General features: G+C 61.9%; 19 protein-coding genes. 10 read left to right on the top strand and 9 right to left on the bottom strand.

Features of this window, described 5'->3' with window-relative positions; translation table 11 throughout:
- Nucleotides 1–23: 23 nt before the first annotated feature.
- Entirely contained in the window at nt 24–725 is a 702-nt protein-coding gene (locus JI749_RS06345) for a glutathione S-transferase N-terminal domain-containing protein (protein WP_201660958.1), read from the bottom strand.
- A 4-nt stretch (nt 726–729) separates the two neighbouring features.
- Complete coding sequence (locus JI749_RS06340; RefSeq protein WP_201660955.1) at nt 730–1341, bottom strand: LysE family translocator; 612 nt, start codon at nt 1339–1341, stop codon at nt 730–732.
- A gap of 134 nt (nt 1342–1475) precedes the next feature.
- Here JI749_RS06340 and JI749_RS06335 point away from each other — a divergent pair, with 134 nt between their 5' ends.
- The 4 genes from JI749_RS06335 to JI749_RS06320 all read left to right on the top strand — a co-directional run bounded on the left by JI749_RS06335 (nt 1476) and on the right by JI749_RS06320 (nt 5037).
- Nucleotides 1476–2534 (top strand): zinc-binding metallopeptidase family protein, encoded by a 1059-nt coding sequence (locus tag JI749_RS06335; protein WP_201660952.1) that lies wholly within the window; start codon nt 1476–1478, stop codon nt 2532–2534.
- Nucleotides 2535–2576: 42 nt separating this feature from the next.
- Complete coding sequence (locus tag JI749_RS06330) at nt 2577–3032, top strand: GNAT family N-acetyltransferase (RefSeq protein WP_201660948.1); 456 nt, start codon at nt 2577–2579, stop codon at nt 3030–3032.
- 361 nt (nt 3033–3393) lie between these two features.
- Entirely contained in the window at nt 3394–4050 is a 657-nt protein-coding gene (locus JI749_RS06325; protein ID WP_201660945.1) for a PRC-barrel domain-containing protein, read from the top strand.
- 69 nt (nt 4051–4119) lie between these two features.
- Complete coding sequence (locus JI749_RS06320) at nt 4120–5037, top strand: PRC-barrel domain-containing protein (protein ID WP_201660941.1); 918 nt, start codon at nt 4120–4122, stop codon at nt 5035–5037.
- A 20-nt stretch (nt 5038–5057) separates the two neighbouring features.
- Here the strand turns inward: JI749_RS06320 and JI749_RS06315 are convergent, their stop codons facing one another.
- Nucleotides 5058–5630, bottom strand: a complete 573-nt coding sequence (locus JI749_RS06315; RefSeq protein ID WP_201660938.1) for a TetR/AcrR family transcriptional regulator — start codon at nt 5628–5630, stop codon at nt 5058–5060.
- Between the two features lie 115 nt (nt 5631–5745).
- Between JI749_RS06315 and JI749_RS06310 the strand changes: the two genes are divergently transcribed.
- Nucleotides 5746–6642, top strand: a complete 897-nt coding sequence (locus JI749_RS06310) for an SDR family oxidoreductase (protein ID WP_201660935.1) — start codon at nt 5746–5748, stop codon at nt 6640–6642.
- Here JI749_RS06310 and JI749_RS06305 read toward each other — a convergent pair.
- A complete protein-coding gene (locus JI749_RS06305; RefSeq protein ID WP_201660932.1) occupies nt 6627–7091 on the bottom strand; it encodes a GNAT family N-acetyltransferase in 465 nt (154 codons plus the stop codon). The genes JI749_RS06310 and JI749_RS06305 overlap by 16 nt on opposite strands.
- Nucleotides 7092–7277: 186 nt before the next feature.
- Between JI749_RS06305 and JI749_RS06300 the strand changes: the two genes are divergently transcribed.
- Nucleotides 7278–7589, top strand: coding sequence for a hypothetical protein (locus JI749_RS06300; RefSeq protein WP_201660929.1), 312 nt, complete (start codon nt 7278–7280; stop codon nt 7587–7589).
- Between the two features lie 86 nt (nt 7590–7675).
- Here JI749_RS06300 and JI749_RS06295 read toward each other — a convergent pair whose 3' ends face one another.
- Both JI749_RS06295 and JI749_RS06290 read right to left on the bottom strand, forming a co-directional pair.
- A complete protein-coding gene (locus tag JI749_RS06295) occupies nt 7676–8194 on the bottom strand; it encodes a GNAT family N-acetyltransferase (protein WP_201660926.1) in 519 nt (172 codons plus the stop codon).
- Nucleotides 8191–8775 (bottom strand): TetR/AcrR family transcriptional regulator, encoded by a 585-nt coding sequence (locus tag JI749_RS06290; RefSeq protein ID WP_201660923.1) that lies wholly within the window; start codon nt 8773–8775, stop codon nt 8191–8193. Before JI749_RS06290 ends, JI749_RS06295 begins: the two co-directional genes overlap by 4 nt.
- An 85-nt stretch (nt 8776–8860) precedes the next feature.
- Between JI749_RS06290 and JI749_RS06285 the strand changes: the two genes are divergently transcribed.
- The 3 genes from JI749_RS06285 to JI749_RS06275 all read left to right on the top strand — a co-directional run bounded on the left by JI749_RS06285 (nt 8861) and on the right by JI749_RS06275 (nt 10871).
- Nucleotides 8861–9286 (top strand): LIC_13387 family protein, encoded by a 426-nt coding sequence (locus JI749_RS06285; protein ID WP_201660920.1) that lies wholly within the window; start codon nt 8861–8863, stop codon nt 9284–9286.
- Nucleotides 9287–9303: 17 nt separating this feature from the next.
- Nucleotides 9304–9660 carry a cupin domain-containing protein gene (locus JI749_RS06280; RefSeq protein ID WP_201660917.1) on the top strand — a complete coding sequence of 119 codons (357 nt, stop codon included), beginning with the start codon at nt 9304–9306 and terminating at the stop codon, nt 9658–9660.
- A gap of 389 nt (nt 9661–10049) precedes the next feature.
- Nucleotides 10050–10871: an alpha/beta hydrolase gene (locus JI749_RS06275; RefSeq protein WP_201660914.1), complete on the top strand. Its 822-nt coding sequence runs from the start codon at nt 10050–10052 to the stop codon at nt 10869–10871.
- A 152-nt stretch (nt 10872–11023) separates the two neighbouring features.
- Here the strand turns inward: JI749_RS06275 and fliJ are convergent, their stop codons facing one another.
- Nucleotides 11024–11437 carry a flagellar export protein FliJ gene (gene fliJ, locus JI749_RS06270; RefSeq protein WP_201660911.1) on the bottom strand — a complete coding sequence of 138 codons (414 nt, stop codon included), beginning with the start codon at nt 11435–11437 and terminating at the stop codon, nt 11024–11026.
- A 53-nt stretch (nt 11438–11490) separates the two neighbouring features.
- Nucleotides 11491–12819: a flagellar protein export ATPase FliI gene (gene fliI, locus JI749_RS06265; protein ID WP_201660909.1), complete on the bottom strand. Its 1329-nt coding sequence runs from the start codon at nt 12817–12819 to the stop codon at nt 11491–11493.
- Between the two features lie 425 nt (nt 12820–13244).
- Here fliI and ctrA point away from each other — a divergent pair, with 425 nt between their 5' ends.
- Complete coding sequence (gene ctrA, locus JI749_RS06260; RefSeq protein ID WP_201660906.1) at nt 13245–13952, top strand: response regulator transcription factor CtrA; 708 nt, start codon at nt 13245–13247, stop codon at nt 13950–13952.
- A gap of 85 nt (nt 13953–14037) precedes the next feature.
- Here the strand turns inward: ctrA and JI749_RS06255 are convergent, their stop codons facing one another.
- Entirely contained in the window at nt 14038–14664 is a 627-nt protein-coding gene (locus JI749_RS06255) for a hypothetical protein (protein WP_201660903.1), read from the bottom strand.
- Nucleotides 14665–14762: the final 98 nt, after the last annotated feature.

Genomic DNA, 14762 nt, shown 5'->3' with positions numbered 1-14762 from the left:
GCCCGCCCGGGTTGCGAGATCGTCTAGCCGCGCCCCGGAATTTCGAGCCCGCGCTGCACAGCAGGGCGCGCCAGTCCCCGGTCGAGCCACGCCGGCACGTGCCTGAGGCTGCCATAGTCGACCAGTTCGCCCGCTCCGTAGAAGCCGACAAGGTTGCGCACCCAGCCCAGCGTCGCAATGTCGGCAATGGAATAGTCGTCCATGATCCAGTCGCGGTCCGCCAGGCGCTGCTCCAGCACGCCCAGCAGGCGCTTGGACTCGGAGGCGTAACGGTCGCGCGGACGCTTGTCCTCGAAATCCTTGCCGGCAAATTTGTGGAAGAAGCCGACCTGCCCGAACATCGGCCCGATGGCCGCCATCTGGAACATCACCCACTGGATGGTCTGGTAGCGCCGCGCCGGGTCGGCGGACAGGAACTTGCCCGCCTTGTCGGCAAGATAGATCAGGATGGCGCCGGATTCGAACAGCGCCAGCGGCGCGCCGCCGGGCCCGTTCGGGTCGATGATGGCAGGGATCTTGCCATTGGGATTGAGCGACAGGAACTCGGTAGTCCAGCTCTCGTTCTGGGTGATGTTGACCGGATGCGCCTCATAGGGGAGCCCGGTTTCCTCCAGCATGATCGATACCTTCACACCGTTCGGCGTTGGGAAGGAATAAAGCTGGATCACGTCAGGATTGGCTGCCGGCCAGCGTTTGGTGATGGGAAAGCCCGAAAGGTCGGCCATGGGTCTAACGCTCCGTCAATGCGAGTTTGGCGCCGAGCAGCACGAAGGCGCCGGCAAATGTGCGGCGCATCCATAGCATGATCGCGGGCCTGGAAATGACATGTCTGCGGATGGCCGCGGCGAACAGTCCGTATGCTGCGAAGACCACAAAGGTCATGGCCATGAAGACCCCGCTCAGCTCCAGCATGCGCGTCAGAGCGTTGGGGGTGGAGGCCGGCACGAACTGCGGCAGGAAGGCGAAGAAGAAGATCGAAAGCTTGGGGTTGAGAATGTTGATCAGGATGGATTCAACGATCACCTTGCCCGCCGACTTGGGCTGCCGATCCGCCTCGACGTTCAGGGCGCTGGTTTCCCTCAACGTTGCCCAGGCCATGTAGAGCAGGTAGGCGACGCCCAGATACTTGATGATCTCGAAGGCCAATGCGCTGGTGTGGAGGATCGCGGCGAGGCCCGTGATCGCCGCCAGCATATGCGGCACGATGCCCACCGTGCAGCCCAGCGCCGCCCACAGGCTCGCCTTGCTGCCGCGGCTGAGCCCAGCGGCAATGGTGTAAAGCGCACCCGTGCCGGGCGAGACGACCACGATCAGCGTGGTGACGAGAAATTCGATGCTCATGGCTTTCTCCAGGTTGGCGGCAATCTGCCAGCCCTGGACCCGCCCCCGCAAGCCCTGCTGCGCCTATCTCCCCCTCGGTGCGGGAACCAGCATCCCCGATCCCCATTGTTCCACCGCGTCAACCGGGGCCATCAATGAAACTCTTTGTCTGCGACCATTGCGGCAACACCATCTATTTCGAGAATGCGCTTTGCGAGCGCTGCGGCCACCAGCTCGGGTACCTGCCCGAGCACAATGCGCTGGTGTCGCTGGTCGAGGACGGAGGCCAGTGGTCGACGCCCGCTTTTCTTGGGAACGCCTATGTGTTCTGCGAAAACGCCCGCCATGGCGCGTGCAACTGGCTGATCCGCGCCGAACCGGGTGGCGACATCTACTGCGCTGCCTGCCGTCACAATGAAACCATCCCCGATATCACCGACCCGCGCAACCTGATGCGCTGGCAAGTGATCGAGCGCGCCAAGAAGCGGCTGATCTATTCGCTGCTGCGGCTGGAGCTGCCGCTCGAGACGCGGAACGAGAACCCGGTCCACGGGCTGTCCTTCCGCTTCTTGGCCGATCTCCCGGTCGCCCCCGGCCCCGTGCTGACTGGCCATGAAAATGGCATCATAACCATTGCCCTGGCCGAAGCCGACGACGCCGAACGCGAGGCACGGCGAACCAGCATGGGCGAGCCATACCGCACACTGCTGGGCCATTTTCGCCACGAAATCGGCCACCACTACTGGGATCTGCTGGTCGATCGGCAGCCCGCCCAGGATCGCTTCCGCGCCTTGTTTGGCGACGAGCGCGCTGACTACAACGCGGCCCTCCAGTCCCATTACGCCAATGGCGCCCCGCCAGGCTGGCCGCAGACCCATATCAGCGCCTATGCCACCGCCCATCCATGGGAGGATTTCGCCGAGACCTTCGCGCACTACCTCCACATCACCGACACGGTGGAGATGGCCGCCGCCTTCGGCGTTCGCGCCCGCCCGCGAACGGAGGACGTCAACCTGGCCGTCCGCGTCGATTTCGATCCTTATGTCGAGGGCGATGTACACACCATCATAGACAATTGGGTGCCGCTGGCCTCCATGCTCAACAACCTCAATCGCGCCATGGGCCACCCCGACGCCTATCCGTTCATCCTGACCCCCCAGGTGATCGAAAAGCTGGGCTTCGTGCATGCGCTGGTACACCGACGTCCAGGCTAGCGCCGGCTTCGCAGCACGGGCTTCCTGCGGTACCCTGTTCGGATGACCACCATCCTCATCGTTCCGCCCTTCTCCACACTCTGCAATGCCGCCTTCGCCTTGCGGCGGGAGGTCTTCGTCTGGGAACAGAAGGTTCCCGAGGAGGAGGAACATGATGCCGATGATCTGACCGCAACCCACTTCGTTGCGGTTATGGCTGGCGAAGTGGTCGGCACGCTACGGCTCATCGACAAGCCCGAACACGTCAAGATCGGGCGCGTGGCGGTGCGCATGGCTTTCCGCGGCCGGGGTATCGCGAGGCAGCTGATAACGACCGCGATGGCTCACGCCCGCGCCAGCGGCCGCGATCGCTTCTACCTCACCGCACAATCGGACAAGCTTGGCTTCTACGAGCGACTTGGATTTTCCGCCTTTGGCCCGGAATTTCTCGACGGCGGCATGCCGCATCGCGCCATGCGCGACTATGATCTGCCCGGTAACCAATTAGCCCACTCTTAAGCCTCTTTGGCGACAGCCCCTTCCCCGCCCCGCCTTCTGCGCTATTGTCGGCGATGTCGGGAGGCCTGCGCAGCGCGCGGCGCCCAGAACAAAAACCGCCAGGGAGGCGGAAAGGGCCGGCCTCGATTTCGAGAGCCGGCCTTTTCAATGTCCACAATTGTGCGGATTTTCGGGTGCCGGCCTCGGTAGGGCGGCCTTTTCATTTCAAGCAGGATAGCGATCACCGGCTGTGACAAACAGGTCGCGGAACGTCTGGCGCGCTCGCGACGTTGTCGAGACATCATGGGCCGTGCGGCGCTCCACCGGCAAGTTTTGCACCGCACGGCCCGTTCACCTCAACGATGAACCTACGGAGCCTACTATGATCCGCACCCTTCTGGCCACCACGGCCCTCGCTGCGCTGCTCGCTACCGGCGCCATTGCCCAGGACGCTGCACCGGCTGCCGATCCGGCCGCTCCCGCGACCACCGAGGCCCCGGCTGATCCTGCAGCCGCTCCGGCAACCGATGCGGCTGCCACCGCCACTCCGGTTGAATCGGGCGCGATGGAAGAAACCGACGTCAACGAACCCTGGGACATGTCGGCCGGCTATGTCGCTGCTGACACTGACAACCTCGGCAGCCGCCTGATTGGTCAGCCGGTCTATTCCAGCGCCGGCGATGATGCCGAGGAAATCGGCAATATTGATGATCTCGTCTTCGACGAGAGCGGCCAGATCAAGGCCGTGGTGATCGGCGTTGGCGGCTTCCTGGGCATCGGCGAAAAGGCCGTTGCCGTGGACTTCCAGTCGCTCGAATTCACCCTGGCTGCCGACAACACCGAACGTTGGGTGCTGCCGACCACTGCTGACGCGCTGACCGCTGCCCCCGACTTCGTGTGGGAAGAAGACGAACCGGTCGACGGCGATGACGCGGCGGCTCCGGCTGACGCAATGGCCCCGGCCGATCCGGCAGCGCCAGCCGCTCCGGCTGATCCGGCCGCAGCCCCTGCCGAACCGGCCGCTCCGGCAACCAACTAATCCCTCGCGGATTACCCCTTTGATGGGCCGGCCCTCGGGCCGGCCCATTTGCGTCACAGGAGACCCAGAATGTTCCGCTCGCTCATCGCCGCCGGCGCCACCGCGCTGTTGCTTGCACCCGCATTCGGCCAGGCCGCCGCGCCCACCAGCACCCAACTCGAGCAGAGCGGGCTTACTCCTCCGACCGTCCTGTCTCAGGGCTATGCCGCGAGTGGCCAGGATGTGCTGGTCACGCGCCTTCTGGGCGAAACCGTCTTTTCCTCGATCGAGGATTCTGCCGAGGAAGTCGGCACCATCACCGACATGGTGGTCACCTCGGGAGTCGGCATTTCGGCCGTCGTGCTTAGCGTCGGGGGCTTCCTGGGCGTGGGCGAAAAGGACGTTGCTGTCGATTTTGCACAGCTCGAATGGGCCGAGCGCCAGGACGGGTCGCGCCGCTGGGTTCTGGCGACCACCGCAGAGGCGCTCGCCGCAGCGCCGCCCTTCGCCTGGGCCGATAGCGAGGCCTTAACCGGAGAGGCGCCGTTGACGCCGCAAGAAGAGGAAGAGCAGCTGGTCGATGGCGATCCCAATGCCACCGATATCGATCCGGCCCTCACCACCGACCAGGCCGAACGCCCGGCCATCACAACGCCCGTCGATCGCACCGGCTTTTCCGACTTTGACGAAACTGGCCTCTCCGCCGACGATCTGCGGGGCATCGGCGTCTATGGCATCAATGATGAACAGATCGGCACGATCGGCGACATCGTCACCAATCCCGACGGCAGCTTCGACGCCATCATAGTCGATGTCGGCGGCTTCCTGGGCTTGGGCGCCAAGCCGGTTGCCGTAGGCTTCGACAACCTGGCCTTTTCGGCGGACACCTTCGGTAATCGCTACCTGTTCCTCAACACCACGCGCGAGCAGCTCGAAACCCAGCCGGCCTATGACCCGGCCACCTATGCGAACGAACGAAACAGCCAGCGCATGGTAATCACGCCCTAGACCGCCCTGGTCGGGTCCCACTAGCTCAACGCCGCCAGGAACTCTCTGGCCAGCCGTTTGGTGGACAGCGCTGCTGGATCCCTTCCGCTTAATATCCAATAGAAGACCGGAGCAACCAGGCGCGTGATGGCCAGATCGGCCGCCTGATCGCGGGATGATCCTACCTTGTGTCCCGCCACGACAGCCCTGGCGCTATCGCCGAGCAAGTCTGCGGTCTTGAGCAGATCGGCGATTTCCGCGCTGTGCTGCGCCTCTCCGATCAGCGCCCGATAGGCCAGGCCCGCCGGAGAGGCGGTGAGGAAGACGACAAGAGCCTCGAGGTAGTTGGAGACGTCGGTACGGAGGTCTCCGCTGGGCGATATGGTCAATTCGTCTTTCGCGTCGATCGCACAGGCCTCGAAGAGTATTTGCCCTTTGGTGGACCACCAGCGGTAGACCGTTTGCCGGGATACTCCCGCCCTTTCGGCGATGTTCTTCATCGTCATGGCGGCATAGCCGATCTCGACAAGCAGGTCGTCGACCGCGTTCAGCACGGCGTCACGGGCCTCCTCGCTTCGCGGGCGGCCCACCGGGTTTGGCTGCTTCTTGTCCATCCACTCAAATCCTCACCGAACGCACCATCATGCTTAGCACAAGTTTTTCTGGACACGATGTCTCGTTAGTGTATTACGAGACACCGTGTAGCGAAATATGTGTTGGAGAGAAGAAGTGAGAGTTTTCATAACGGGGGCGTCCGGCTGGATCGGGTCCGGCGTGGTAAGGGAACTGCGGGCCAACGGCCACAAGCCTGTCGGGCTTGCGCGTTCCGACAAGGCTGCGGCCTCGATCGCGGAAAACGGCGGCGAGGTCATGCGCGGCGATCTGGATGATCTTGCTTCGCTTCAGAAGGGCGCCCGCGAAGCCGATGCCGTGCTGCATCTGGCAAACAAGCATGACTGGGGCAATCCGACCGAATCGGATCGGGCCGAGCGGGCTGCCGTGCAGGCAATGGCTGAAGCATTGGCCAATACCGGCAAACCTTTCATGGTGACCAATGCCATGTCAGGCCTGGTCGAAGGACGGCCGGTGCTTGAAACGGATGCCTCGCCGGCCCACGGCCCCCGATCGGATCGCGGCGGGTCAGAGAACCTGGCGCTGGAATACCTCCATCGAGGGGTGCGCACGAACATCATTCGCTTTCCTCCCACGGTGCACGGCGAAGGTGATTGGGGCTTCATCACTTTTCTGGTGCATGCCGCCCGGCGGACTGGCGTCTCGGCCTATGTCGGCGATGGCTCGTCAGTCTGGTCTGCAGTTCATCGATCCGATGCCGCCAGATTGATCCGGCTCGGTCTTGAACGAGCAGCCCCTGGCATCCGCCTGCATGCCGTTGCCGAACAGGCTATACCCACCCGCGCGATTGCCGACGCCTTGGGACAGTCACTGGGATTGCCGGTGGCGTCGGTTCCCCTGGAGAAGGCCGATGCGCACTTCGGCATCGTGGGAAGTTTCTTCTCCACCAGCCTCACCGGATCCAGCGAACTGACGCGCCGGATGGTCGACTGGGTACCCACGGGGCCTTCGCTGCTCGAAGACATCCTGTCAGGCAGTTACGCGGCCCCCTGAGCCGCCGACCCGGCACCGCGCGGTTTCTCGAACCGCGTGTCGCCGCCCTCCATCACGTAGCGCCGTTGCCAGCCAAGCCGTTCATAAAAGCCGGCGGCACGTGTGGTGGCATCGGTCTGAAGCCAGATGGTCTGGTGGTGCAAAAACAGGAAGGCTTCCGCCCGATCCATCAGCAGGCGCCCTATGCCGTTCCCCTCCCATTCGGGGCGGACGAACAGCGCGAACAGGCATCCATCCGCCGCATCACCCATGGAAAAGCCGACAATCTGGCCGTCCTGCTCGGCAACCCAGATACATGGCTCGTCCCGCAAGGCTTGCCCGATCGTTTCCGGGGTGATGCCCATGGTGGCCATCTGCTCGACCGAGATGTGGTTCTCCCGGACGCTCGTGCGAACGTCGAATATCGCGGGAATGTCCGCCGCACGGGCATCCCGAATGATGGTAGGCATCTTGGTTTCCGCCTGGATGCGAGGAGCCGCGTTCGACATCGAGATTACGCCGGAACTTCGCTCCGCACACCCCGATAACCCCTTGAAATCGATGCGGCCCGAAACCAGATCGACTTTGCCCGGCCGCAGCCGGGTGAGGGCTGAAGCTTCTCCCTGTATCTATGTTGCTCAATTGAGGATGTAGCTATGAGGACTGACCTCGATCTCATTACCAACCCGTTCGACGTCGCCGAAATCACGCGCGCTGACTTCGTGGGCTTCTACCATCCGCGCGAAATCGTTGCCGACCCGCTGCTGACGATTGCCCGCAAGCGGGCCCTCCTCGCGCGCTGGCTCTCGGACGCCAATGCGCTGCCCAACGCGCCCGCCCTCCGACGTTCTCCGGCGGGCGTAACCGCCGCTGTCGATGACATCCGGCTGGCCCTCGACAAGCTCGACGAGATGGTCGAGGCCATCATGCTGGCCAACGGCCCGCACACGGGCAACGTCGCCGCCTGACGATGCGCCCCGGACCACCGGGGCGCAAGCACCTCCGAACACCTCAGGCTGCTTCCCACCCATATTCGAGCCAAGGAAATCACGGCTCATCCCCGCAGCAGGATCAGCGTCGGCACATCTTGAACCGGCGCTTCACCGATGACTCGATAGCCCAGTTTTTTCGACAACTTCAAAGAAGCCTGGTTTTGCGGCGCGATCAAACAGGCGGTCAACCGGGACTTCATGACGCTCTCGCTCCACCCAAGGACTGCCGTCATGGCTTCGGTAGCATAGCCTAAGCCATGAAAGCGGGGATCAAAGACCCATCCGGCCTCTGGGTAGACATCAAACACCGGGCCTATTGCTCTCAAGTTATCCTGGAAACCAACGTCCCCGATATATTCGCCCGACGCCTTTTCGCGCACGGCCCAATAGCCATAGTTATTCAGTGACCAATGCCCTGCGTACCGGAGCACGCGCCACCAGCATTGCTGCAGCGTCGAAGGCGTTCCGGAGATATGCTTGACCACCTGAGGATTGCTCCAGATCGCAAAATTGCGAAGAACGTCCTCCGCGGTGTGGGCGTTCAGGATCAACCTGGCGGTCTCTAGAGTTGGGACGTTCATGTGTCAGCTCTCCCCGTGTCGATCGCCGTCAGCCGCACCCTTTGCATGAGGTTGGTGTAGGCTGCGTTGGCCATGGAGCGTGCGGAACGCTCACGCATGAGCCGATGCGCCTGATTGAAAGCCAGGACTATGCCGCGCAGCTCAAAGGCATTCAGCTTGGCGTCCGGCGAGCCTGCGGCCTTGAACTCCAGGCTCAACTGCCGGGCCCACAGCTTCTGTTGGGCCCGCAGATGCTTTTGGACTTCGCCGGGCTGATCGTCGAACTCGATCTGCGCCTGAATGATACCGCATCCCGCTTCCACCCAATCCAGCCAGCCGGAAAAGATGGCCTTCAACCGACGCTCTCCGCTCGCCTCACGCGATGCGGGCAGCCAAACCTGCGCATAAAAGCGGTCGCAGAGGGTTTGAATGGTCGCCAGTTCCAACCCTTCCTTCGATCCGAAATGCTTGAACACCGCACTCTTGGAGAGCCCTGTTGAGCGTGCGAGATCGGCAAGGCTCACCGCTTGGAAACCGCGGATGGCGCCTTGGCTCAGCGACTCGTCAAGAATGGTGGCCCGGGTTTGATCGACCTTCTTCAAAACGCCTCCTTGACAAAGCGAACGATCGTGCACCTATTAAATGCACGGTCGTTCACTTTTGCAAGCGCATATGTCGAGGTTTGATTTGAGCAAGACGCTGATGACGAGCGGTGGCCTGCTGTTCCTGCTGCTCGGGCTGCTCCACGCCGGTCTTACCGTCGTGGATATGTTCACGCCGCGCTTGCTCACGCCGGAAAATGATCGGCTGCGCTCCTTGATGGAAACAACGCCACTTCGGCTTCATCCGGATTTGCGTCTTTGGGACGCCTGGATGGGGTTCAACCTCAGCCACAGCCTGGGGCTCGTGGTTTTTGGCGCTGGGGTTGTCGCTGTGGCGATCCGCGTCGACCCTTCAGCCGGAGGGGCGTCGGTCTATCCGTTGGCAGCGGCCGCGGTCGGCCTGGTCTATGTCTTGATGTGCCTGCGCTTCTGGTTCTGGGTTCCGGCTGTCGCCACTTCGGCCGCTACGGCGCTGCTTGGCCTGGCCTTCATAACCGCCGTTCAACGCTGACCCTGGTGAGACCAACCATGCACATTCATTCCGTCAATCTCGCAGATAAGCTCGAAACCTTTGACGAGATTTGGTCTCCAAAGATCGTCTCGCGCTACAATGACAGCGACATCATGGTCGTGAGGGTACTGGGCGAGTTCAACTGGCACTCTCATCCTGACAGCGATGACTTCTTCCTCGTTTTGAAAGGTCGGCTCACCATGCGTCTCCGCGACCGGGAGGTGCATATTGGCCCCGGCGAGCTTTTTGTTGTCCCGGCTGGCGTCGAGCACTGTCCCGTTGCTGACGAGGAAACTCATCTCCTCCTTATCGAACCGAAGGGTACGCCGAATACCGGGGACGTGCTCACCGCAGCCCGAAAAGTGGAAATCTAGCGGGTTGGGGCAAGGGCTTGCCATCGTTCCCGATGGTCACCCCTGCTCGACGACGCAATGCCGCGCTGGCAACACCGGGAATAATCACAGCGCCCCTGAGTCTTAGACAACGCGAGGCTGCTCCGGCCTCATTGAGGTCATTGGATGCTGGTCCCACCACGGCTAAGCGCTGCCATGCAGCAGGCATGATGTCGTCCTGTTGAGGATTGCTTACTTCCGGAAAAGCCGGATATATAGCTGTGTCGAAGCCCCGTAGGCATCGACGAACCAGACCTCTGGTCCCTGGTAAGGACAGTCGTCAACCACATAGGCCGCAGTCGTTGCAGCGCTCTCAACCGAGCGCCGGCCTTGCAGTTGCCGCACTCACGCACAAACCAGGGACTTCTCAAATGCCGACTTCCGTCGCCGATTTGCATTTCCGCACCTTTTACTCCGCAGCCACCCGATCCGACGTCGAGTACGCCGTTCTTGCGCCGACTGCATTTTCGGGGCATCGATCCTTACCATTGGTCATGCATCTGCACGGCGCCATGTCATCCGCCAAGTCATTGGAGATGGCACGTGGCGCATATGAGGACGCTTGGGCCGCGGGCGATCTGCCTTTGTCGATTGTTGTCTGCGCGTCGACACCCACGTTGAGCGGCTTCTATATCGACCATCCCGGAGGGCCGAGCTGGGAAACCCTGGTGGCAGAGGAACTACCTGCCTACCTTGCAACAAAGTATCCGCTATCCGGACTTAGGGCGGCCACGGGCTTCTCTATGGGGGGCTACGGGGCCCTGAAAATAACACTAAGGAGACCTGACGCCTTCTGCGCCGTCTCGGCTCTCTGCCCGACGATCTTTTCCGAGGAAAGGGCGGCCGATGTGCCCGAGCGGAACCGACGTTCGGTGCTGAACGACCTCAACGAGGCAATGGCCAATGCCGGCTATGAGGTGAACAGCGTTCCCTGCCTGTTGCGAGCCGGGGCCGAGGCACTGAAGAAGACGAAGACCCAGCTCTTCATCGACTGCGGCGAAAACGATGAGTTCATGTTGCACGACGGCGCTGTCTCTCTGCACAGGCTTATGCGCGAACTGGGCGTCAGCCACAGCTTCCGTTCAGTTCCCGAAGCCGCACATGCAACGCATATCGACCATCGGCAGCGCGCTGCCGTTAGCTTCATCGCCGAGGCGCTAAGAGAACGGGAACGGTCGGCTTCGCCAGCTTAGAAAATCCGGCGGCGCCGGTTAGCGGTGCCGGACGCTGCCGTTGGCGGCTGCTAATCCGACGGGCCAGCTAATTCTGCCTTGCCTCAACTGCAGCACAACAAATGCAAAGGGCCCGCTCGTCGCGGGCCCTCCGGATTCTCGGCTGTCGAAGCCTACTGACGCGAGAAGCGCAGGCGGCCGATTTCGTCGAACTGGTCCTGCTCGATCTTGAGTTGCTCGGCTGCTTCGCGCTGGTGCTCGCGCTGGTCGAGCAATTCGACCTTCTTTAGGTCCTCGAGTGCTTCCGCCAGGGCATCCTGGGCCGCTTCGAGCTTGCCCTTCATGTCGTTGGCCGAATTGAGCAGGTTGTCGCGCCGAGTCAGCGCGGCCTTGGCAAAGGTCGAATAGGCGAAATGGGCGACATCGGAAATGCCGGTCTTGGTGTGCTCGATTTCGATCTGCTGGTCGAGTTCGGCCGCCATGCGCTCGAAATCGGCAATCATCATCTCGATCTGCGCAACCTGACGGCGCTTCTCGTCCACCTGGAATTTCTTGAGCCGGATGAGGCTCTCGCTGCGCGATTTCAAGACCTGTACTCCTTACACACCAAGTCAGTTCCGGGACAAAAACACATATCCCGTCAGTCCCCCGCGCCCGCTTCGGCCACGATCGCTTCGAGCATCTTGTAGCCCTCGGCGATTGTCGTCGTCTCCTCCCGCGTCTGCCCGAGAAACGCCTCGAGCGCGGGATTGATGGCGATCGCGCGGTCCACTTTCGGATCTGACCCTTTCCGGTAAGCCCCCAGCCGGATCAGTTCCTCCATGTCCGAAAAGATGGACATGAGTTCTCGCGCCTTCTGCAGGACGGGCCGCACGTCGAGCGGCACGCATCCTGGCATGGTACGCGAGATGGACCGGAGCACGTTGACCGCCGGGTAGCGTCCCCGCTCGGCAATCCCGCGCTCCATCACGATGTGCCCATCGAGAATGCCGCGCACGGCGTCCGCAATGGGCTCATTGTGATCATCACCTTCAACTAAAACGGTAAACAGTCCGGTAACAGAACCCGTCGTGGGTGTGCCCGGACCTGCGCGTTCCAGCAATCGTGGCAATTCGGTGAACACAGTCGGGGGATAACCCTTGGCCGTGGGCGGCTCCCCGATGGCGAGGCCAATCTCGCGCTGCGCCATGGCAAAGCGGGTGAGGCTGTCCATCATGCACAGCACGCGCTGGCCCTGGTCGCGAAAATATTCGCTGAGCGCCAGGCTCATATAGGCCGCCTGCCGGCGCATCAGCGCCGCTTCGTCGGACGTGGCGACGACCACAACGGCATGCGCCAGGCCTTCCTCGCCCAGATATTCCTGGATGAATTCATGCACCTCGCGGCCGCGCTCGCCGATCAGCCCGATAATGGCGACATCCACATTGGCATTGCGCGCCAGCATTGACATCAGCACCGACTTGCCGACGCCCGAGCCGGCGAAAATGCCCATGCGCTGGCCTTCGCACAGCGTGGTGAAGGTGTTGAGACAGCGGACACCCAGTTCCAGCGGATCGCCCACCCGCACCCGGTCATGTGCCAAGAGCGGATTTTGCCGCAACGGATAGGGCGTGGCGCCGCGCGGCAGCGGTCCCTTGCCGTCGATCGGCTCGCCATCGGCATTGATCACCCGGCCCAGCCAGCCCTGGCTCGGGAACGCCGCGCCGTCGTGGCGCTGGAACACCGCCTTGCATCCTAGCCGCACGCCTGACAGCTGCCCGAACGGCAGGCAGAGCGCATGACCATCCTTGAAGCCGATAATCTCGGCCGCCAGGCGCTCGCCATTGACGGTCTCGATCTGCACCCGGCCCCCGACGCGCAATTCGCGCACCGGCCCGACGATTTCCACCAAGAGGCCCTGCACGGATTTGACCCGTCCGAATACCTCGACATCGTCGATCGCATCGATGGCTGAGATAAGGGCTTTCATGTCGCGCTCAGTATCCGTTCATCGGGTCCGGAAATCTATGGTTTCCCGGTCGCTCGAATCGTCTCGAATGACGAATCACACAGTAACCGATCGTTAAGCAAAAGGCGCTATTTGAGGGTTTGGGCCCGTCTGTCCGCTGCTTTGCACCGACCGCCCGCCAACCCCCTGACATAGCCACAATTGCTTGAGTCGAAAGAGTCGGTTGCAACCTCTTCTTAAACCATTTTCTTAAGAAAATTCGATAAGATTAACCCTTAACTTTCAAAGACTTAGACATAATTTGTACTAACGTCGTTTGCGTATTGCCGAACCGAATTAAACTTTGTTAACTATTTGGGCTTAGGGTTCAGTCATATCCAGTAGGGTTGGCGTGGGGCAGTCGAGGTCCCATGGTTCCAGCAGGAACGAATGACAAGGGGAATATAATGCGGGTACTCCTTATTGAGGACGACAGCGCGACAGCGCAGAGCATCGAACTGATGCTGAAGTCCGAAAGTTTCAACGTCTATACCACCGACCTCGGTGAAGAAGGCGTCGATCTTGGTAAGCTTTACGACTACGACATCATTCTTCTCGACCTGAACCTGCCCGATATGAGCGGCTACGAGGTGCTCCGCACCCTGCGCGTCGCCAAGGTGCAGACGCCGATCCTGATCCTTTCGGGTCTGGCAGGCATCGAGGACAAGGTTCGCGGTCTCGGCTTCGGTGCCGACGACTACATGACCAAGCCCTTCCACAAGGACGAACTCGTGGCCCGCATCCACGCCATCGTCCGCCGCTCCAAGGGCCACGCCCAGTCGGTCATCCAGACGGGCGACCTCACGGTCAACCTCGATACCAAGACGGTGGAAGTGCAGACCCAGCGGGTGCACCTCACCGGCAAGGAATACCAGATGCTCGAGCTGCTCTCCCTCCGCAAGGGGACCACGCTCACCAAGGAAATGTTCCTCAACCACCTCTATGGTGGCATGGACGAGCCCGAACTCAAGATCATCGACGTGTTCATCTGCAAGCTCCGCAAGAAGCTCAGCGTGGCCACTGGTGGCAAGAATTACATCGAGACCGTCTGGGGTCGCGGCTATGTGCTGCGCGAGCCCGATGCCGATGAAGGCTACAGCGAAAACGTCGCCTGATCCCTCCCAGGCTCCGGGCGTCGATCAAAAAGCCCCGTGCGATCCCTCGCACGGGGCTTTTGCTTGCCCAAAACAACCTGGACTCTCAGTCGCCCGTCATCTGCATCACGGCAACAGCGTTGACGATGCCTTCGTCATTGGCCCGGAACGTCAGCTCCTGCCAGATCTCGAACGGCGCGGTGGCGGCTGGCGTGAGGTTGATGCTGCCGAACCAGCCGTATTCGTCAGGCTGGCCGGTGAGGTAGTTGCCCACGATGACATCAGCTGGCATGCCGATGCCCATCAGGCCGAGATCGGCATTCATGTCGGCCGGCCAGGTGCCACACCGGGCCGAGGCCGGGGCGGCATCGCGCACGTCGATACCGACGCCGGTCACCTTGCCGTCCCCCATTTCGCCATCGGAATAGAGCCACAGCGTTTCCGCATTGCGGCTGAGGCAGGCCCAGGTCACGGCTTCGCCGGCCTCGCCCCAATTGTGCGCCTCGGCACCCAGCTTGGCCGCCAGGTCGGCAATGGCAGTCTCCTCCAGCACCACCGATTCCGCGCCGATGGTGATGGTGTAGACCTGCTTGACATTGCCCCATGGCTCGGGGGCCGCTGCGCCGGTACGGGCGACCTGGTCGATCCAGGTATTGGCGATCGGTGACTCCTCGGCAAGGGCAGGCAGGGCGGCGCCTGCGAGCAGCAGGCAGATGATGGCGGTGTGACGCATTTGGTTTTGTCCTTCGATTGGTGGGCGCCGCTATAGCCATGCCCAAATGAACGCAGTCTGACCGCCCCTTTCCCGCGCAACTATTTTTGCCGACCTGT

Origin of the sequence: Devosia oryziradicis, assembly GCF_016698645.1 — a bacterium.
GTDB classification, from domain to species: Bacteria; Pseudomonadota; Alphaproteobacteria; order Rhizobiales; family Devosiaceae; genus Devosia; species Devosia oryziradicis.
Note: the sequence above shows the minus strand (reverse complement) of the source record. Positions and strands in the feature narration are given on the sequence as shown.